The 15,960-nt window shown below is 54.7% G+C and carries 17 protein-coding genes; 14 read left to right on the forward strand and 3 right to left on the reverse strand.

All coding sequences use genetic code 11. The annotated features are described in order from the left end of the window. Positions 1–45: 45 nt before the first annotated feature. Both argF and ABXT62_RS01985 read right to left on the reverse strand, forming a co-directional pair. A complete protein-coding gene (gene argF / locus ABXT62_RS01980; RefSeq protein WP_415356878.1) occupies positions 46–963 on the reverse strand; it encodes an ornithine carbamoyltransferase in 918 nt (305 codons plus the stop codon). A 37-nt stretch (positions 964–1,000) separates the two neighbouring features. Then, positions 1,001–2,167 (reverse strand): aspartate aminotransferase family protein, encoded by a 1,167-nt coding sequence (locus ABXT62_RS01985; protein WP_415356879.1) that lies wholly within the window; start codon positions 2,165–2,167, stop codon positions 1,001–1,003. A gap of 182 nt (positions 2,168–2,349) precedes the next feature. Between ABXT62_RS01985 and grxD the strand changes: the two genes are divergently transcribed. Together grxD and ABXT62_RS01995 are read left to right on the forward strand one after the other, a co-directional pair. After that, a complete protein-coding gene (grxD, locus tag ABXT62_RS01990) occupies positions 2,350–2,679 on the forward strand; it encodes a Grx4 family monothiol glutaredoxin (RefSeq protein WP_415356880.1) in 330 nt (109 codons plus the stop codon). A 147-nt stretch (positions 2,680–2,826) separates the two neighbouring features. Next, complete coding sequence (locus tag ABXT62_RS01995; RefSeq protein ID WP_415356881.1) at positions 2,827–3,429, forward strand: peroxiredoxin; 603 nt, start codon at positions 2,827–2,829, stop codon at positions 3,427–3,429. Between the two features lie 97 nt (positions 3,430–3,526). Here the strand turns inward: ABXT62_RS01995 and ABXT62_RS02000 are convergent, their stop codons facing one another. Further along, positions 3,527–4,165, reverse strand: a complete 639-nt coding sequence (locus ABXT62_RS02000; protein WP_415356882.1) for a 2-hydroxychromene-2-carboxylate isomerase — start codon at positions 4,163–4,165, stop codon at positions 3,527–3,529. Positions 4,166–4,260: 95 nt separating this feature from the next. Here ABXT62_RS02000 and ABXT62_RS02005 point away from each other — a divergent pair, with 95 nt between their 5' ends. The 12 genes from ABXT62_RS02005 to ABXT62_RS02060 all read left to right on the forward strand — a co-directional run bounded on the left by ABXT62_RS02005 (position 4,261) and on the right by ABXT62_RS02060 (position 15,838). Next, positions 4,261–5,517: a glutamate-5-semialdehyde dehydrogenase gene (locus tag ABXT62_RS02005; RefSeq protein WP_415358247.1), complete on the forward strand. Its 1,257-nt coding sequence runs from the start codon at positions 4,261–4,263 to the stop codon at positions 5,515–5,517. After that, positions 5,514–6,182 carry a nicotinate-nucleotide adenylyltransferase gene (nadD, locus tag ABXT62_RS02010; RefSeq protein ID WP_415356883.1) on the forward strand — a complete coding sequence of 223 codons (669 nt, stop codon included), beginning with the start codon at positions 5,514–5,516 and terminating at the stop codon, positions 6,180–6,182. The genes ABXT62_RS02005 and nadD overlap by 4 nt, the downstream gene beginning before the upstream one ends. Positions 6,183–6,204: 22 nt before the next feature. Then, positions 6,205–6,561 carry a ribosome silencing factor gene (rsfS, locus tag ABXT62_RS02015; protein ID WP_415356884.1) on the forward strand — a complete coding sequence of 119 codons (357 nt, stop codon included), beginning with the start codon at positions 6,205–6,207 and terminating at the stop codon, positions 6,559–6,561. Then, on the forward strand, positions 6,561–7,031 hold the full coding sequence (gene rlmH / locus ABXT62_RS02020; protein ID WP_415356885.1) for a 23S rRNA (pseudouridine(1915)-N(3))-methyltransferase RlmH: 471 nt from the start codon (positions 6,561–6,563) through the stop codon (positions 7,029–7,031). Before rsfS ends, rlmH begins: the two co-directional genes overlap by 1 nt. A 43-nt stretch (positions 7,032–7,074) precedes the next feature. Beyond that, a complete protein-coding gene (gene mrdA, locus ABXT62_RS02025; protein ID WP_415356886.1) occupies positions 7,075–8,916 on the forward strand; it encodes a penicillin-binding protein 2 in 1,842 nt (613 codons plus the stop codon). Further along, positions 8,916–10,058, forward strand: coding sequence for a rod shape-determining protein RodA (gene rodA, locus ABXT62_RS02030; RefSeq protein WP_415356887.1), 1,143 nt, complete (start codon positions 8,916–8,918; stop codon positions 10,056–10,058). Before mrdA ends, rodA begins: the two co-directional genes overlap by 1 nt. Before the next feature lie 61 nt (positions 10,059–10,119). After that, positions 10,120–11,115 (forward strand): lytic murein transglycosylase B, encoded by a 996-nt coding sequence (mltB, locus tag ABXT62_RS02035; RefSeq protein WP_415356888.1) that lies wholly within the window; start codon positions 10,120–10,122, stop codon positions 11,113–11,115. After that, positions 11,112–11,954, forward strand: a complete 843-nt coding sequence (locus ABXT62_RS02040) for a septal ring lytic transglycosylase RlpA family protein (RefSeq protein WP_415356889.1) — start codon at positions 11,112–11,114, stop codon at positions 11,952–11,954. Before mltB ends, ABXT62_RS02040 begins: the two co-directional genes overlap by 4 nt. Before the next feature lie 89 nt (positions 11,955–12,043). Beyond that, positions 12,044–13,207 carry a D-alanyl-D-alanine carboxypeptidase family protein gene (locus ABXT62_RS02045; RefSeq protein ID WP_415356890.1) on the forward strand — a complete coding sequence of 388 codons (1,164 nt, stop codon included), beginning with the start codon at positions 12,044–12,046 and terminating at the stop codon, positions 13,205–13,207. 33 nt (positions 13,208–13,240) lie between these two features. Continuing rightward, entirely contained in the window at positions 13,241–13,510 is a 270-nt protein-coding gene (locus ABXT62_RS02050) for a YbeD family protein (RefSeq protein WP_415356891.1), read from the forward strand. 3 nt (positions 13,511–13,513) lie between these two features. Further along, positions 13,514–14,137, forward strand: coding sequence for a lipoyl(octanoyl) transferase LipB (lipB, locus tag ABXT62_RS02055; protein ID WP_415356892.1), 624 nt, complete (start codon positions 13,514–13,516; stop codon positions 14,135–14,137). 117 nt (positions 14,138–14,254) lie between these two features. After that, positions 14,255–15,838, forward strand: coding sequence for a peptide chain release factor 3 (locus tag ABXT62_RS02060; RefSeq protein WP_415356893.1), 1,584 nt, complete (start codon positions 14,255–14,257; stop codon positions 15,836–15,838). Positions 15,839–15,960: the final 122 nt, after the last annotated feature.

Genomic DNA, 15,960 nt, shown 5'->3' on the forward strand with positions numbered 1-15,960 from the left:
TCCGGATAATATAGCGCCATGGACAGGCTCAGACTTGCGCAAATTTTAGGCGCGATTAGACAACAACAGCATTTCCATCAGGGCTTTTTGCGCATGCAGACGATTCTCCGCCTCATCCCAGATCACGGTGTCGGGGGCATCCATCAATTGTGCGCTGATTTCTTCTCCGCGGTGGGCGGGCAGGCAGTGCATGTAGAGGGCATCACTGGCCGCCAGACTCATCAGCTCGCTGTTGACCTGATAGCGTGCGAATAACTGGGCGCGCTCGCGTTGCTCATTTTCCTGGCCCATGGAGGCCCAGACGTCAGTCACCACCAGATCGGCGCCGCGCGCGGCGGTCGCTGGATCGTGCTCAATGATGACCCGGTCACTATTGGCTTTGAGTAACGCACTGTCAGGCTCGAACCCCGGGGGGCAAGCGATGCGCAGCTCAAAATCGAATTGCCGTGCGGCATTGATGTAAGACTGGCACATGTTATTGCCATCTCCCACCCAGCACGCACTCTTGCCGGCGATGCTGCCGCGGTGCTCAGTCCAAGTCTGCATGTCCGCCAGCAGTTGACAAGGGTGGTAGTCGTCAGTCAGAGCGTTGATGACGGGCACAGAAGAGTGCGCCGCAAAGCGTTCTACAATGTCGTGTCCGAAGGTGCGGAGCATGACGATGTCGACCATTGACGAGATCACCTTGGCGCTGTCTTCAATCGGTTCTCCGCGCCCCAATTGGGTGTCCTGAGCCGATAGGAACATGGCATGCCCCCCCAACTGAGCCATGCCCGCCTCAAACGATACCCGGGTGCGGGTTGACGATTTGGCAAAAAACATCGCCAATACGCTGCCTGGGAACGCACGCTGGTCTTTGCCTGCGCGGTATGCCTGCTTCATTTCAATGCTTCGCAGGATGAGTTGCTGCAACTCCTGCGGGCTAAAATCTAAAAGTGTTAAAAAGTGCCGAATATCTGACATGGTCAGTCCTGCCTTTTACCTAAGTGTTATCGTGAGTTCAGTCGAAGTTGAGAATCAGATCGGCGACGCCATTGGCCAGTTCGCGCGCTTCTTGTTCATTGATCACCAATGGCGGTAATAATCGGACTGTTTTGCCGTCGGTGACGTTGATCAGCAAGCCTGCGTCTAGGCCATGCTTTACCAGTTCGCCACAATTTTTGTGCAGCTCGATGCCCAGCATCAGTCCTTGGCCGCGAATCTCTTTGAATTGCTTGGCGCTGCCTAGCTTTTCGAGCAGGGTCTCAGTGATCAGCTGTCCCATGGCGATTGCATTGGCACACAATTGATCTTGCACAATGGCGTTAACGACAGCCAGTCCGACCGAGCATACCAGCGGGTTGCCGCCAAAGGTCGAGCCGTGCTGGCCAGCGCCCAATACCTGCGCCGCAGCCCCGCGGGCCAGACAAGTTCCAATGGGCACTCCGTTACCCAGTCCCTTGGCAGTGGTAACCACATCGGGCACCAGATCTAGACCTTGATAGGCAAAATAGGTGCCGGTGCGGCCGTTGCCGGTCTGTACTTCATCAAGCATGAGCAGCCAGCCCTGTTCGTCACAGATTAGTCGAGCAGCCTGAAGGTACTCTGGATCCAGCAGCTTGACGCCGCCTTCGCCCTGGATGGGTTCTGCAAGGAATGCCACGACATCGGGATTGTTTGCCGCTATCTGTTGCAGGGCGGCTATATCGTTGCAAGGTGCACGAACGAAACCCGTCACCAGTGGTTCAAAGCCCGCCTGAATCTTGCGATTGCCAGTTGCGCTGAGCGTCGCTAGTGTCCGGCCATGAAAGGCACCTTCGAGCACCACGATCGCGGGTTTTTTAATCCCACGATTGTGACCGTAAAGACGCGCGAGTTTTATCGCCGCTTCATTGGCCTCGGCTCCGGAATTGCCGAAGAAGCAATTGTCCATGCCTGCCAACTGTGTCAGGACCGTGCCCAGTTGCTCCTGTGCTTCAATGCGATACAGGTTAGAGGTGTGCACCAGTTTGTCGGCCTGCTCCCGAATGGCGGCGGTAACCGCCGGGTGCGCATGGCCCAGTCCGTTGACAGCAATACCCGAAATCCCGTCGAGATAGCGTCGCCCCTCGGTATCATAGACGTACACGCCTTCTCCGTGACTGAATGTCACGGGCAAACGAGCGTAAGTCTGCATCAGCGCCGACATGGCTCTGGCTCCCCCAAAAACGCAAAAAGGCAGCGGGAGCTGCCTCAAAAAGCATGACTATAGACATATGATGAAGGATTGGCAATCGACTTGAACAGACAGGGCCCATTTGTGTTAATAATAGGGTAAAATCACCCACTAAACACAAACCCCTTTACGGCTATAACTAGGCGGGACAGTTGATGGATACTATCGAGACAATCAAAGAACAGCTGCAGAACAACCAAATTTTGCTCTACATGAAAGGTTCCCCAAATCAGCCCCAGTGCGGATTTTCGGCCCGCACCGTGGAGGCGTTGATGGCCTGCGGAGAACGCTTCGCCTATGTGGACATCTTGACCAATCCTGATATTCGAGCCACGCTCCCGGTCTACGGTAACTGGCCTACCTTTCCGCAATTGTGGGTTAATGGCGAGTTGGTTGGGGGCTGTGATATCGTCACTGAGATGCACGAAAGCGGAGAGTTACAAACATTGATCACAGAACAGGGCGCCACGCAGTTGCCTGAATAGGATTGTCTTGCGATAGCCTTTCGCTATCGAAACGATACCTACAATTAAATAGGCGATATAAACGGGCCTGTGTATTATCCCGCGTCGAGTGCACTGCCTCATGAGGAGGTGATGTGACTCAATGGACGAGTGAGGGAGTTTAGATACATGGGCGTTTTAGTTGGTAAGTTGGCACCTGATTTTGATGTGGCGGCAGTACTCGGTACGGGGGAGATTGTTGATTCCTACAAGCGCTCCGAGGTGATGGCAGGAAAGTACGGCCTCGTTTTTTTCTACCCGTTGGACTTCACCTTTGTGTGCCCTTCAGAGTTGATCGCGTTGGATCATCGTATGGATAAATTCCGAGAGCTGGGGGTAGAGGTCGTGGCTGTGTCCATTGATTCTCAGTTTACGCATAATGCCTGGCGCAATACGGCGGTCAGCGACGGCGGTATTGGCGCAGTGACCTACACCATGGCCGCTGATATTAACCACGATATCTGTCGTGCTTATGATGTGGAAGCGTCTGATGGCGTGGCTTTCCGTGGGGCCTTTATTATCGATCGAGAGGGCAATGTGCGCTCTCAGTTGGTGAATGATCTGCCGCTAGGGAGAAACATTGATGAGTTGATTCGTCTGGTGGAGGCATTACAGTTCACCGACGAACATGGTGAAGTATGCCCGGCGGGCTGGAACAAGGGTGACAAGGGCATGAATGCCTCACCTGATGGTGTAGCAGCCTATTTGGCGGAGAATGCTCAAGCGCTGTAAGTGACCTGGTTGCACACAAAAAGCGGGCATTGTGCCCGCTTTTTTGTGCCCCGTATTTGTTGAGATTGCAGGTACCGTCGGATGAGTGACGTCAGCCTTATTGGGCGTCCACTCGCTGTTTCAGACGAGATCCAACCAATTCCAGGCGATCATTTCCAAAATACATGTCATCGCCATCGATAAACAGGGTCGGAGAACCGTAGCCGCCCCGTGCGATAAGTTCGTCGGTGTTCTGGCGCAGCAGGTCTTTGTAATGTTGGTTGGTAATGGCGCTGAAGAAGCCCTCGGAGTTCAGGCCCACGCGCGCGCAAATCGCATCCAGTACTTGATCATCAGCGATATTGGGAGATCCGCTATCCCAATAAGCCTCAAAAACAGCTCGAGAGTAGGGCACCATCAGGTCCTGTTGCTCCGCATAAAAAGCGCCACGCATCGCTTTTACACTGCTGATCGGGTGACCCTCGGGCATCTCCGCGCGCACACCGCAGAGCCGCGCCCAGTCTTGCATATCCTTTATGTAGTAGTTGAGGCGCGGACTGCCGCTACTGCTGAACATCGCCTCGCGCGCTTTGTAGACCTCCTGATTGACGGCATTAAAAACGCCGCCGACCAGAATCGGACGCCAGCGTATCGGTAACGCTAACTGCTCCATCATTGGAATAATTCGCGTGAATGCGAAGTAGGTCCACGGGCTAGAGCAGTCGTAGAAGAACTCCAGAGTCGGTTTTACTGCCATGGTTTTACCTGCGAGAAATTCAGCAGTGAGCCTAGCACATCCCCAGCGTTGATCAGGTATAATTGCCGCTTTGCGTTAGGAAGAGTTGGTTCGTGATGGACGTTGATCAGTACATGCAAGAGTTGGGCATCGCCGCGCGTGCGGCATCGCATGTTGTCGCGGCTTCGCCGCCGGCTGTGCGTAATCGTAGCCTGCTGGCTATGCACGACGCCCTGGACGGCGCACGCGCTGCACTGGCCCAGGCCAATGCAGTAGACATGGAGCAGGGCCGTGCAAAGGCATTGGATGCGCCATTACTGGACCGCCTGGAGCTGACACCCGCGCGCATTGATGCGATGTTGGAAGGCCTGCGTCAGGTCGCCGCGCTGCCAGACCCAGTGGGCAGTATTTCGGAAATGAGAAGCATGGAGAGTGGCATCCAAGTGGGGCGTATGCGCGTACCCTTGGGGGTGATCGGGATCATCTATGAATCGCGGCCCAATGTGACGGTGGAGGCGGCGAGCCTGTGCCTCAAATCCGGCAATGCTGCCATCCTGCGCGGAGGTTCTGAGTGTTTGGCCTCTAATACGGCAATTGCTCAATGCCTGACGCAGGGCTTGCAGGTGGCCGGATTGCCCGCCGCTGCGGTGCAGGTTGTGGCCGTGGCAGACCGGGCGGCAGTGGGGCAGCTAATTACGATGCCCCAGTATGTGGATGTGATTATTCCCCGGGGCGGCAAGGGTCTTATCGAACGCATCAGTCGGGACGCTAAAGTGCCGGTCATCAAGCACCTAGACGGCGTGTGTCACGTTTATATTGACGACGGTGCCGACGATGATATGGCGGTAAGTATTGCTTTCAATGCCAAGACGCAGCGTTATGGTACCTGTAATACGATGGAAACACTGCTGATTGCGGCATCGAAGGTGGCCGAGATTTTGCCGCGGCTTGCACAAGCCTATGCTGAGGCAGGAGTAGAATTACGCGGTTGCTCTGCTGCGCGACAGGTATTACCGGATATCAAAGTGGCCAGCGAGCTGGACTGGCGCGAAGAATACTTGGCCCCTATTCTGGCGGTGCGGGTGGTGGATGGGCTTGATCAGGCGATTGAGCACATCAACACTTACAGCTCTCAGCACACCGACAGCATTGTCACGCGGGATCACGGACGGGCCCTGCGTTTTTTGCGGGAAGTGGATTCCAGTTCGGTGATGGTCAATGCGTCCACGCGTTTAGCAGATGGCTTCGAGTACGGCCTCGGTGCGGAGATCGGCATCTCTACTGACAAACTACATGCCCGAGGACCCGTGGGTCTGGAAGGACTCACTACGCAAAAGTTCGTCGTGTTTGGCGAGGGGCAGCTTCGCACTTGAGTGCGCCTCTTCCCTCTTTTCCCCTTTTGTCCCCGTTGGTCGGGGTCTTCGGTGGCACCTTCAATCCTGTACATTATGGCCATCTGCGTTCAGCGCTGGAGCTGGTGGAAAGGCTGCAACTGGAGCAGTTGCGCCTGATGCCCAGTGCGTCGCCGCCCCACCGTGATGCTCCAGAATGTAGCGCCGAGCGACGCGCGGCGATGGTAGAACTGGCCGTAAGTGGAGAGCCTCGCCTAGTTTGCGATGCCAGAGAAATGCAACGGCCCGGTAAGTCCTATACCATAGACAGCCTGATCGAGTTACGGGGTGAGCTGGGCACACAGCAGGGCCTCTGTATGGTGCTCGGTTGTGATGCAGTGCAGGACATTGCGACTTGGCACCGCTGGCAAGAGCTGCTGGACTGGGCCCATATCGTCATTATCGCGCGACCGGGTTGGCAGCTGCCGCGCGCAGGGAAGTTGGCGCAGTGGTTGAAAGCTCACCAGTTGGAGAGTCCAGAGCTATTGCGGCAGCGTCCCTGTGGAGGGATTGTCATCGAGGAGTTGCGCCCACTGGCGATATCCTCTACCGAGATACGGGATTTGCTGGCCTCCGGTCGTTCAGCCCGCTACCTGATGCCGCAGTCGGTATTGGACTATATTCAAACGCACACACTTTATTGTTAAATAATTGGATCGTTTTATATGAATGTCAAAATTAATCAGCCCTATGGAACCTGAAGAATTCGCGCGGTTTGTCGTCGATGCGCTGGACGACCTCAAGTCGGTTAATACGGTAACGCTGGATGTTAGGGACCTGACGGATGTGACAGATTATCTGGTCATCACCAGTGGTACCTCTAGCCGTCATGTGAAATCGCTAGCTAGCCATGTTTCAGTGGAAGCCAAGAAGCGAGACATCCACCCCCTCGGCATGGAGGGTGACGATGCGGGTGATTGGGTGCTGGTGGATTTCAGTCATGTGGTCGTCCACGTCATGCTGCCCGAGATGCGGGATTTTTACGATCTGGAGCGCTTGTGGGCGAACCCTGAAGTCATCGACTGATGCGAATCAGTGTCGTCGCGGTGGGGACTCGGATGCCAGCATGGGTCATTCAGGGTGTTGAGGAATATAGCAAACGCATGCCACGCGAATTAAAACCGCTGTGGCGAGAGATTCCCTTGGCCCGCAGAGCTAAAGACACTGCTGGGGATCAGGCATGCGTGGCAGAAGGCGATCAAATATTAAAGGCTATTCCCGCGGCGGAGCGAGTAATTGCCTTAGATGTGGAGGGCAAACGTATCTCCACCGCGCAGCTGGCAGGGCAACTGGCGGTGTGGCAAATGTCGGGAGACAATTACAGTATTTTGATTGGTGGGCCCGATGGGCTTTCCCCGGGCTGCCTAGCGCGCGCTGATCAATGTTGGTCGCTCAGTGATCTAACGTTGCCGCATCCGCTGGTGAGAGTGCTGTTGGCAGAGCAGTTGTATCGGGCTTGGACAATCACTGTCAACCACCCGTATCATCGCGCATAGTGATAACCCCCTTAACGCAGTGCAGGTTCGGCAAGCCATCTAAATGCTACCTCAATTTGATTTAAAAGATTCGCAGCTTGAGTCCCGCATCTTTGGCAGCCGCACTATTATTGCGGTCTGCTTGGTGATGGTGTTGCTGGGTCTCATCCTTATGCGCTATTACGCATTACAGATCACAGAGTATGAGGTCTACCGCACACAGTCTGAGCGTAATCGTGTGCAGTTGCAGCCGCTGCCACCCAAACGCGGTCTTATTTATGACCGCAATGGTGTTCTACTGGCGGACAACCGGCCCAGTTACGTTCTCTCTGTGGTGCGCGAGCGGGTGGGAGATTTAGACGTCGCTCTGTCAGAGTTGCAGACACTGTTACCGGTTTCAGAGCGCGATTTAGAAAATTTCCACAAGAAGGTCAACCGCAGCCGGCCTTATGAGCCGGTGCCTTTGCGCTTTCGCCTGACCGAAAATGAGCGTGCTCTGCTGGCAGTCAACCGCTTTCGTCTGCCAGGCGTGGTCGTAGAGGCCCGGTTGCTTCGTCACTATCCCTATGGCGAGTTGTTTTCCCACGCCCTTGGCTATGTCGGGCGTATCAGTGAAGAGGAAGTGCAGGCGCTAGACGAGACCGACTATCGCGGCACCTTTTATGTGGGCAAAGTGGGCGTCGAGAAGTTCTATGAAGACATCCTGCACGGGGATGTGGGTTACCAGAATGTTGAAAGCAACGCCCACGGGCGCGTGCTGCGTGTGCTCGAGCGATTCCTCCCGGTGACGGGCAAAGACCTGACGCTGTCCCTTGACTACCGCGTACAGCTCGCCGCTTTCGATGCCCTCGGTGATCGGCGCGGCGCAGTAGTTGCAATCAATCCTCTGTCCGGCGAGGTACTGGCGCTGGTATCCACCCCGGGATTTGATACAAACTTATTTGTTAATGGCATCAGCTATGAAGACTATAACGCGCTGCGCGACTCACTGGATGTTCCCCTATTCAACCGGGCCATTCAGGGCTCCTATCCTCCCGGTTCCACCATCAAGCCTTTTATGGCGATGGCTGGGCTTAAGTCGGGGTTGGTGACACCTGAATCAACGGTGGCTGATCCTGGCTGGTACAGCCTCCCAGGTGACTCGCACCGTTATCGGGATTGGATTTTGCGGATAAGAGGCACGGGACATGCGCCTTTTGTCAATATGAAAATGGCCATTTCTGAATCCTGTGATGTGTATTTTTATGATCTCGCCCGCCGCTTGACGATAGACCGTATGGCCGAGTATCTGCACCCTTTCGGTTTCGGAGAACGCACGGGTGTTGATACCACCAGTGAGCGCGCTGGTATACTGCCGTCAACGCGCTGGAAGCGGGCTGCAATGGGCCAGCCTTGGTACCCAGGAGAAACCATCAGCGCGGGTATTGGTCAGGGGTATATGCTGGCGTCGCCTCTGCAACTGGCGGTTGCTACCGGTGTTATGGCGAGCAAAGGACAGCGCCGGATTCCGCATCTGGTGATGGCGGTGGACGGAGAACCGTTACCGGTCATTTCATTAGATCCGCTGGTGGCGCCAGCCGAGTACTGGGACGCGATATTTGATGGCATGCGCGAAGTTGTGCATGGTCGCAATGGCACGGCGAAAGCTCTGGCCCAAGGGATAGCCTATGAAATGGCGGGAAAGACCGGTACCGCCCAGGTTATCGGTATCGCGCAAAATGCCGTGTATAACGAGGCTGACGTCTCGGAGCGGCATCGACACCATGGGTTGTTTATCGCGTTTGCTCCGATCGAGGCGCCGACCATTGCTGTGGGTATTATCGTAGAGAACGGCGGAGGAAGCTCCGCAGCATCACCAATAGCGCGCGAGGTGATTGATGCCTGGCTATCGATCGAGCCCGGCTGATGGGTGATTATGTTCGGCAGCTGCCGCATCAGGGTTCCCATGACATGGCCAGGCGCCCCAGCGTGGTCAGGCGCGTTCATATTGATGTGCCCTTGTTGCTGCTGCTCCTGCTGTTAACGTTTTACGGTCTGGTGGTGCTGTACAGTGCATCGGGCCAGAGTGCGGCAGCGGTTATTCGTCAGGGGAGCTACTTAGCCCTAGGCTATGTGATTATGATTTTGGCGGCGCAAATCAGCTTGCAGCGCTATGCGCGTTTGGCGCCGTGGCTATATCTTGTAGGGTTAACAATACTGGCAGCAGTGGTGTTCGTGGGGGTCGGTGCAAAGGGCGCCCAGCGTTGGTTGGAGGTCGGGGGCTTTCGCTTTCAGCCCTCGGAGATTATGAAACTCGTAGTGCCGTTGGTCGTCGCCTGGTTCTTGGCTGGACGGGCTCTGCCGCCGGGATTATTTTCTATAGGTGGCTCATTGATTTTGTTGGGGTTGCCCGCCATGTTGATCGTGATACAGCCAGATCTGGGTACGTCGCTGTTGATCGCCGCCAGTGGTTTGTCCGTTCTGTTTATGGCGGGCCTTCGCTGGCGCTATATTTTCGGTGCGGTGGTGCTTGCGGCAGCATCGGCATGGCCGGCCTGGATGTATGGGCTTAAGGACTATCAGAAACAACGCATTCTTACTATGCTTAACCCTGACAGTGACAAGCTGGGAGCGGGATGGAATATTATCCAGTCCAAGACAGCCATCGGCTCGGGCGGCTGGCAGGGTAAGGGTTGGCTACAGAGTACCCAGTCACGGTTGGACTTCCTGCCGGAGAGCCACACGGATTTCATTATCGCGGTGCTGGCAGAGGAGCACGGCTTGCAGGGTATAATACTGCTTATGGGGATTTATCTACTGATTTTGTTGCGCGGCTTCTGGATTGGCGTGCACGCGCAAACCAGTTTCGGTCGTATGATGGCAGGAAGCCTGACATTGACGTTTTTCGTGTATATCTTTGTTAATATGGGAATGGTCGCCGGTTTGATGCCGGTGGTAGGTGTTCCACTGCCATTGGTAAGTGCCGGTGGAACCTCTGTGGTCACGCTACTCGCAGGCTTTGGCATTCTCATGGCGATTAGTACGGAAAGTCGCAGTGGCGCTATGTGAGCGCAGCGTGATGCGGCAATATTTTATCCACCCTTTGTCTGAAGAGATTGAGTTTTAGCCTATGCTTTTACGTCTGAAAATTATACTTGTTGTGTCCTGTCTGTGGACGGCTTTGTCTTGCGCTGCGGATAACTATGATGCCAATCCGTCTGCTCAGGTGGTGATTGATGAGCTGGTCGTGGAGGAGGGCTTTGACCGCGAACAACTTATGCTGATTTTTGCACAGGCTGAGCGCAAGGACTCCATACTGAAAGCCATTGCCCGACCGGCTGAGAAGACCAAGGCCTGGTATGAGTATCGGGCTATCTTTCTCAATGATAAGCGCGAAGATCAGGGGGTTGAGTTTTTTAACCGATATCGTGTGGAGCTAGGCCGTGCTGAACGCGAGTTCGGTGTGCCAGCAGAAATTATCGTTGCTATTATCGGAGTAGAAACATCCTACGGGCGGGTAGCCGGGAGTTACCGGGTGATCGACGCGCTTTCGACGCTGGCATTTGACTACCCGCCGCGCTCGCCTTTTTTTACCAGCGAGCTGAAAAACGTTTTGATTCTGTCGCGGGATCAGGGCATTGACCCGATGAGTTTGATGGGGTCATATGCTGGGGCCATGGGCTATGGTCAGTTTATGCCCAGCAGTTACCGCAACTATGCTATCGATTTTGACAATGACGACATAGTCGACATCTGGAACAACCCCGTGGATGCCATCGGCAGTGTCGCCAATTATTTCAAGCAACATGGATGGCGCACCGGCGAGATTGTAGTGTCTGCTGCCACCGCGGCGAAAAACACACCGGAGGCAATTTTCGTTAAAAACCGCAAGGATTTGCACCCGACACGCACGGTGGCGCAGTTTGCGGCAGAAGGTGTGGTGGCGAAAATAAAGCTGGATCCAGAGGCGCTGGCAACGGCCATGAAATTTGAGCAGAAAGATGGCTACGAGTACTGGCTCGGTCTGCACAATTTTTATGTCATCACACGCTATAACCATAGTGCCATGTACGCGATGTGTGTCTATCAGCTCAGTCAGGCACTGGCTGCCCGAGTGGCGCGGTGAGCCTTCACCCGTCTATCGCGGCCTTCGTCGGTCTCCCTTTTTTTCTCGCGGCTTGTTCCACACCGCCGCTGTCTCAGTCACCGCCCTTGCCACAAGACAACGCTGATGTTTCTGTCTCTGAACGCTACCACGTCGAACAAGATTCCGCTCCGCTTCGACCCATCAGTCAGGGTGAGGTTTTCGATGCGATACCGCAGGCGGACCCCATACTGAGGTTCGGTAACGTGAGCCCTTATGTTATCGATGGCGTTACCTACCATGTGCTGGAGGATTATCGTGATTACCGCGAGCAGGGTACTGCGTCCTGGTACGGGGCAAAGTTTAGTGGACATAAAACATCCAACGGTGAGCTATATGACTTGTATCAGCCCAGTGCCGCCCATAAGACTCTTCCTATTCCCAGCTACGCGCGTGTGACCAATCTGGACAATGGCAAGAGCATCGTAGTGCGGGTCAACGATCGAGGACCTTTCCACTCTGATCGTATTATAGATCTGTCCTACGCCGCCGCTGTAAAACTCGGCTATATGGAGCAGGGTACTGCGCAAGTAGAGGTTGAGGTGATGGAGGTTGTCGGTGTCGAGGATCGTCGTGATCCCCTCTACGGTAATTATCGTTATCTTCAACTTGGGGCCTTCGGCAGAGAGGCCAGTGCGCAAACTCTGGTAGAAGCGTTAAAGCCGTTATTGACCGCAGAGGTGTTTGTGAGCGCGGTCGAATCGGACGGCACATTGCTCTACCGGGTACGGGTGGGTCCAGTGGATGACAAAAGCCATCTGCTAGCGGTGCAACAACAATTGCTGGATAGTGGGTATGATGCCGGGCAGCCGTTGCCCTAGGTAGTCTTCATCGGCATGGTTTCTTTCTCTCCCTCCCTCCATGAGTTACCATCGGCCCCTATCCAATTCTCCTCAGGTTTTCTAACATTATGATTCGATTAGTCTTGGTATTGTTACTGACAGTGTCCTCACTCGGTGTGCAGGCAGGCAACCCTTTGCCCGCACCACCGCAACTGGCGGCCAAGGCGTATCTTTTGGTTGATGCTGCCAGTGGCGCGGTGCTGGTCGAACACAACGCGGACGAAATTTTGCCTCCGGCAAGCCTAACCAAGATGATGACTGCCTACGTGTTGGCTGAAGAAATCGAGGCAGGGCGTGTCAGTGAGGCCGATATGGTGAGGATCAGTGAGAACGCCTGGTCGCAGAATCCGCTATTCAACGGTTCTTCCCTGATGTGGATACAGCCTGGCATGGATGTGTCCATTGCCGATTTACAGCGCGGCATCATCATCTCCTCAGGTAACGATGCCACCTTGGCTGTCGCGGAGCATATCGCCGGCAGTGAAGCCGTGTTTGCCGAAATGATGAACATCAACGCCGACAGGCTGGGTATGGTCAACACCCGATACGTGAATTCTCATGGCTTACCGGATCCTGCGCATATGACGACGGCGCGGGATTTGGCCATTCTGGCCAAGGCCATGATCATCGACCATCCCGAGCAGTACAAAATCTATAGGGAACCCGAGTTCACGTATAACGATATTCGACAGTACAATCGCAATACCTTGATGCTGGTAGATGATTCTGTGGATGGTCTCAAGACAGGCCATACTAAAGAGGCTGGTTATTGTTTGGTTGCGTCTGCAGAGCGCAAGGGCATGCGCCTGATCTCGGTGGTGATGGGTACCGATAGCACAAAGGCGCGCAAAAATGATACCGCCGCTCTGCTCAATTACGGGTTCCGTTTTTACGAGACCAAGTCTGTATTTGAGCCCATGACGGAGTTGGCGAAACCGCGCGTCTGGAAAGGACAGCAGGATTATGTGGCGGTGGGTTTGTTGAACGAAGCGGTGTTGACTCTGCCGCGCGGTAAACACGATAACCTGGTGACCGCAGTGGAAGTGAATCCGGAGTTGGTTGCGCCGCTTGCCGTAGGTGACTCGGTAGGTACTGTGACTGTGAGTCTGAACGATGAGGTGGTGTTGCAAGAACCGTTAGTTGTTTTGGCGTCGATTGAGCCGAGCGGTTTCTTCGCCCGTCAGTGGGATGCTCTTCTGATGTTTTTCGCCGGCCTATTTGGGCGCGGATAACGGTCTAGTAGAAAAGTCCCGGAGTGCGTTGTTGTGCAAGAGCCTGAAGCCCCAAAAATAGAGTTTCCCTGCGATTATCCCATCAAGGTTCTAGGTGTCAGTAGCGATGCCTTCGAGCCGATTGTGCTGGCAGTATTCGAACGCCACGCCCCCGGGTTCAATCGGCAGAACATTGCCGGCAAAGCCAGTAGTAAAGGCACCTTCACATCGCTGACCATCACTATCACGGCAACCGGTTCTGATCAGTTGGAAGCTCTGCATCAGGATCTGCTGGCGACCGGGCATGTAAAGATGGTGATTTGACCGGTGCCCGCGCCAGAGCTGATTCTGCGTGAGTTGGGTCTTGTTGATTATCAGTCAACGCTGACGGCAATGCGTCAACTCACTGATTCGCGTGTCGCCGATTCACCCGACGAGCTGTGGTTATTGCAGCATCCGGCAGTGTTCACGCAAGGACAGGCCGGCAAGGCCGAACATCTATTGGCTCCAGGAGATATTCCCATCATTCTGGCGGATCGCGGCGGGCAGGTTACCTATCATGGCCCGGGGCAGTGGGTACTTTATTTGATGGTGGATATGCGTCGTCGCCCAATGGGTGTGCGCGACCTCGTCAATCTGATCGAGCGCAGTGTGCTGCAGCTGCTGGAAGAATATGCGATTTCCGCTGTGCTAAAACCCGGTGCTCCCGGTGTTTACGTGGCGGACGAGAAAATCGCTTCCCTGGGCCTGCGGGTTCGCCGAGGCTGCAGCTACCATGGGCTGGCTCTCAACGTGGATATGGATTTAGAGCCATTCGGACGGATTAATCCCTGTGGCTATGAGGGCTTGCAGGTGACGTCTATGGCGAAACAGTTGCCCGGTGTCGGGCTCAAACTGGAACTCATTGGTCAGCGCTTGATGGACATCGCTGCGAGCATGCTGCGCGTTTAAGACACTGACGCTTACATTCCCATAACATGCCCTGCTTTAGGTTATAATCGCGCCCCTTTGGTGTTTGCGCCCGTATTGTGGCGTTAGAAATCTGTATTTACGTGGAGATTCAGGTCATTGTCCGACAGTAAATTAGCCTCCGAAATTGGCATTAGAAGAACCTTCGCCATCATCTCTCACCCGGACGCGGGTAAAACGACGATTACGGAGAAGCTTCTGCTTCTGGGTAATGCTATCCAAGTAGCGGGAAGCGTGAAGGGTAAGAAAGGTCCTCACGCCACGTCCGACTGGATGAGTATGGAGCAGGAGCGCGGTATTTCCGTGACCTCTTCGGTGATGCAGTTCCCCTATCGCGAACGCACCATCAATTTGCTGGACACGCCCGGGCACGAAGATTTTTCTGAGGATACATACCGCACACTCACGGCGGTAGACTCTGCTCTGATGGTGATTGATGGCGCCAAGGGCGTGGAGGATCGCACCATCAAATTGATGCGCGTCTGCCGTCTGCGTGATACGCCTATATTCAGTTTTGTGAACAAGATGGATCGGGATATCCGCGACCCTATTGACCTGCTCGATGAAATTGAAGCCGTACTGAAAATACAGGGCGCCCCTATCAACTGGCCCATTGGCATGGGTGCGGAGTTCAAGGGCGTGTATAACTTGTATACCGACACCATTCATCAGTACACCCCCGGGAAAGGCAGCGTACTACCGGATGACCGGATTATTACAGGGCTGGGCAGTGACGAAGCACGCGCGCTGTTGGGTGATGAGTACCTGCGATTCTGTGAAGAAATTGAACTGGTGCGCGGCGCTAGCCATGTCTTCGACGTTGACGCTTTTCTCGCTGGTCGTCTAAGTCCAGTGTTCTTTGGTACCGCCCTTGGTAATTTCGGGGTGCGGGAAATGCTGGACGATTTCGTGCGGTGGGCGCCAGCGCCGCTGGATCGCGACGCCATTGATCGCACTGTGGCGGCAACCGAGAGCAAATTCAGTGGTTTTGTATTCAAGATCCAGGCCAATATGGATCCGCGCCATCGCGATCGTATTGCGTTTATGCGGGTATGCTCCGGTCGCTACCTCAAGGGCATGAAAATGCAGCATGTGCGCATTGGTAAGGAAGTGAAGATCGTGGACGCGGTGACCTTTCATGCGGGAGAGCGGGTGCTGGTGGAGGAGGCGGTGTCGGGTGACATCATTGGCCTGCACAACCACGGTACTATACAGATTGGCGATACCTTTACAGACGGTGAGGCCTTGCAGTTTAGCGGTATCCCGCATTTTGCACCCGAGCTGTTTCGTCGTATTCGCCTGACCGACCCGATGAAATCCAAGCAGTTACAGCGTGGGTTGCAACAGTTATCAGAGGAGGGTTCTACCCAAGTATTTTCACCGATCATGTCCGCTGACTTGATCGTGGGTGCAGTGGGCCCGCTACAATTTGAAGTGGTGGCCTATCGTCTTAGGGATGAGTACAAGGTGGAGGCGCGCTATGAACCGGTGAATGTGTATACGGCGCGTTGGATTACTTGTGACGATAAGCGCAAGCTGGAAGACTTTCGCAAGAAAGCGGCAGACCACCTTTCTATGGATGCGGGGGGTCATCTCACCTATCTTGCGCCTACCCGGGTCAACCTGTCTCTCATGGAAGAACGGTGGCCCGAACTTATTTTTAGTGCCACTCGGGAACACTGAACACCAACTCAAAAAGTGTTTAAGGAGTGTATTCATTTAGGCAGCACCTGTTATCGGTGCTTCCGCTGCGCTGCGGGGTCGCCTTAGCTTGGCAAATTTTAGTGTCGGCAAGTGGTGCTGGT

This window comes from Halioglobus sp. Uisw_031, assembly GCF_047729875.1.
In the GTDB taxonomy this organism is placed as follows: domain Bacteria; phylum Pseudomonadota; class Gammaproteobacteria; order Pseudomonadales; family Halieaceae; genus Marimicrobium.

Coding starts and splice junctions, on each gene's coding strand:
- argF (WP_415356878.1), bottom strand. CDS start 963: ATGTCAGATATTCGGCACTTTTTAACACTTTTAGATTTTAGCCCGCAG.
- ABXT62_RS01985 (WP_415356879.1), bottom strand. CDS start 2,167: ATGTCGGCGCTGATGCAGACTTACGCTCGTTTGCCCGTGACATTCAGT.
- grxD (WP_415356880.1), top strand. CDS start 2,350: ATGGATACTATCGAGACAATCAAAGAACAGCTGCAGAACAACCAAATT.
- ABXT62_RS01995 (WP_415356881.1), top strand. CDS start 2,827: ATGGGCGTTTTAGTTGGTAAGTTGGCACCTGATTTTGATGTGGCGGCA.
- ABXT62_RS02000 (WP_415356882.1), bottom strand. CDS start 4,165: ATGGCAGTAAAACCGACTCTGGAGTTCTTCTACGACTGCTCTAGCCCG.
- ABXT62_RS02005 (WP_415358247.1), top strand. CDS start 4,261: ATGGACGTTGATCAGTACATGCAAGAGTTGGGCATCGCCGCGCGTGCG.
- rsfS (WP_415356884.1), top strand. CDS start 6,205: ATGTCAAAATTAATCAGCCCTATGGAACCTGAAGAATTCGCGCGGTTT.
- rlmH (WP_415356885.1), top strand. CDS start 6,561: ATGCGAATCAGTGTCGTCGCGGTGGGGACTCGGATGCCAGCATGGGTC.
- mrdA (WP_415356886.1), top strand. CDS start 7,075: ATGCTACCTCAATTTGATTTAAAAGATTCGCAGCTTGAGTCCCGCATC.
- rodA (WP_415356887.1), top strand. CDS start 8,916: ATGGGTGATTATGTTCGGCAGCTGCCGCATCAGGGTTCCCATGACATG.
- mltB (WP_415356888.1), top strand. CDS start 10,120: ATGCTTTTACGTCTGAAAATTATACTTGTTGTGTCCTGTCTGTGGACG.
- ABXT62_RS02045 (WP_415356890.1), top strand. CDS start 12,044: ATGATTCGATTAGTCTTGGTATTGTTACTGACAGTGTCCTCACTCGGT.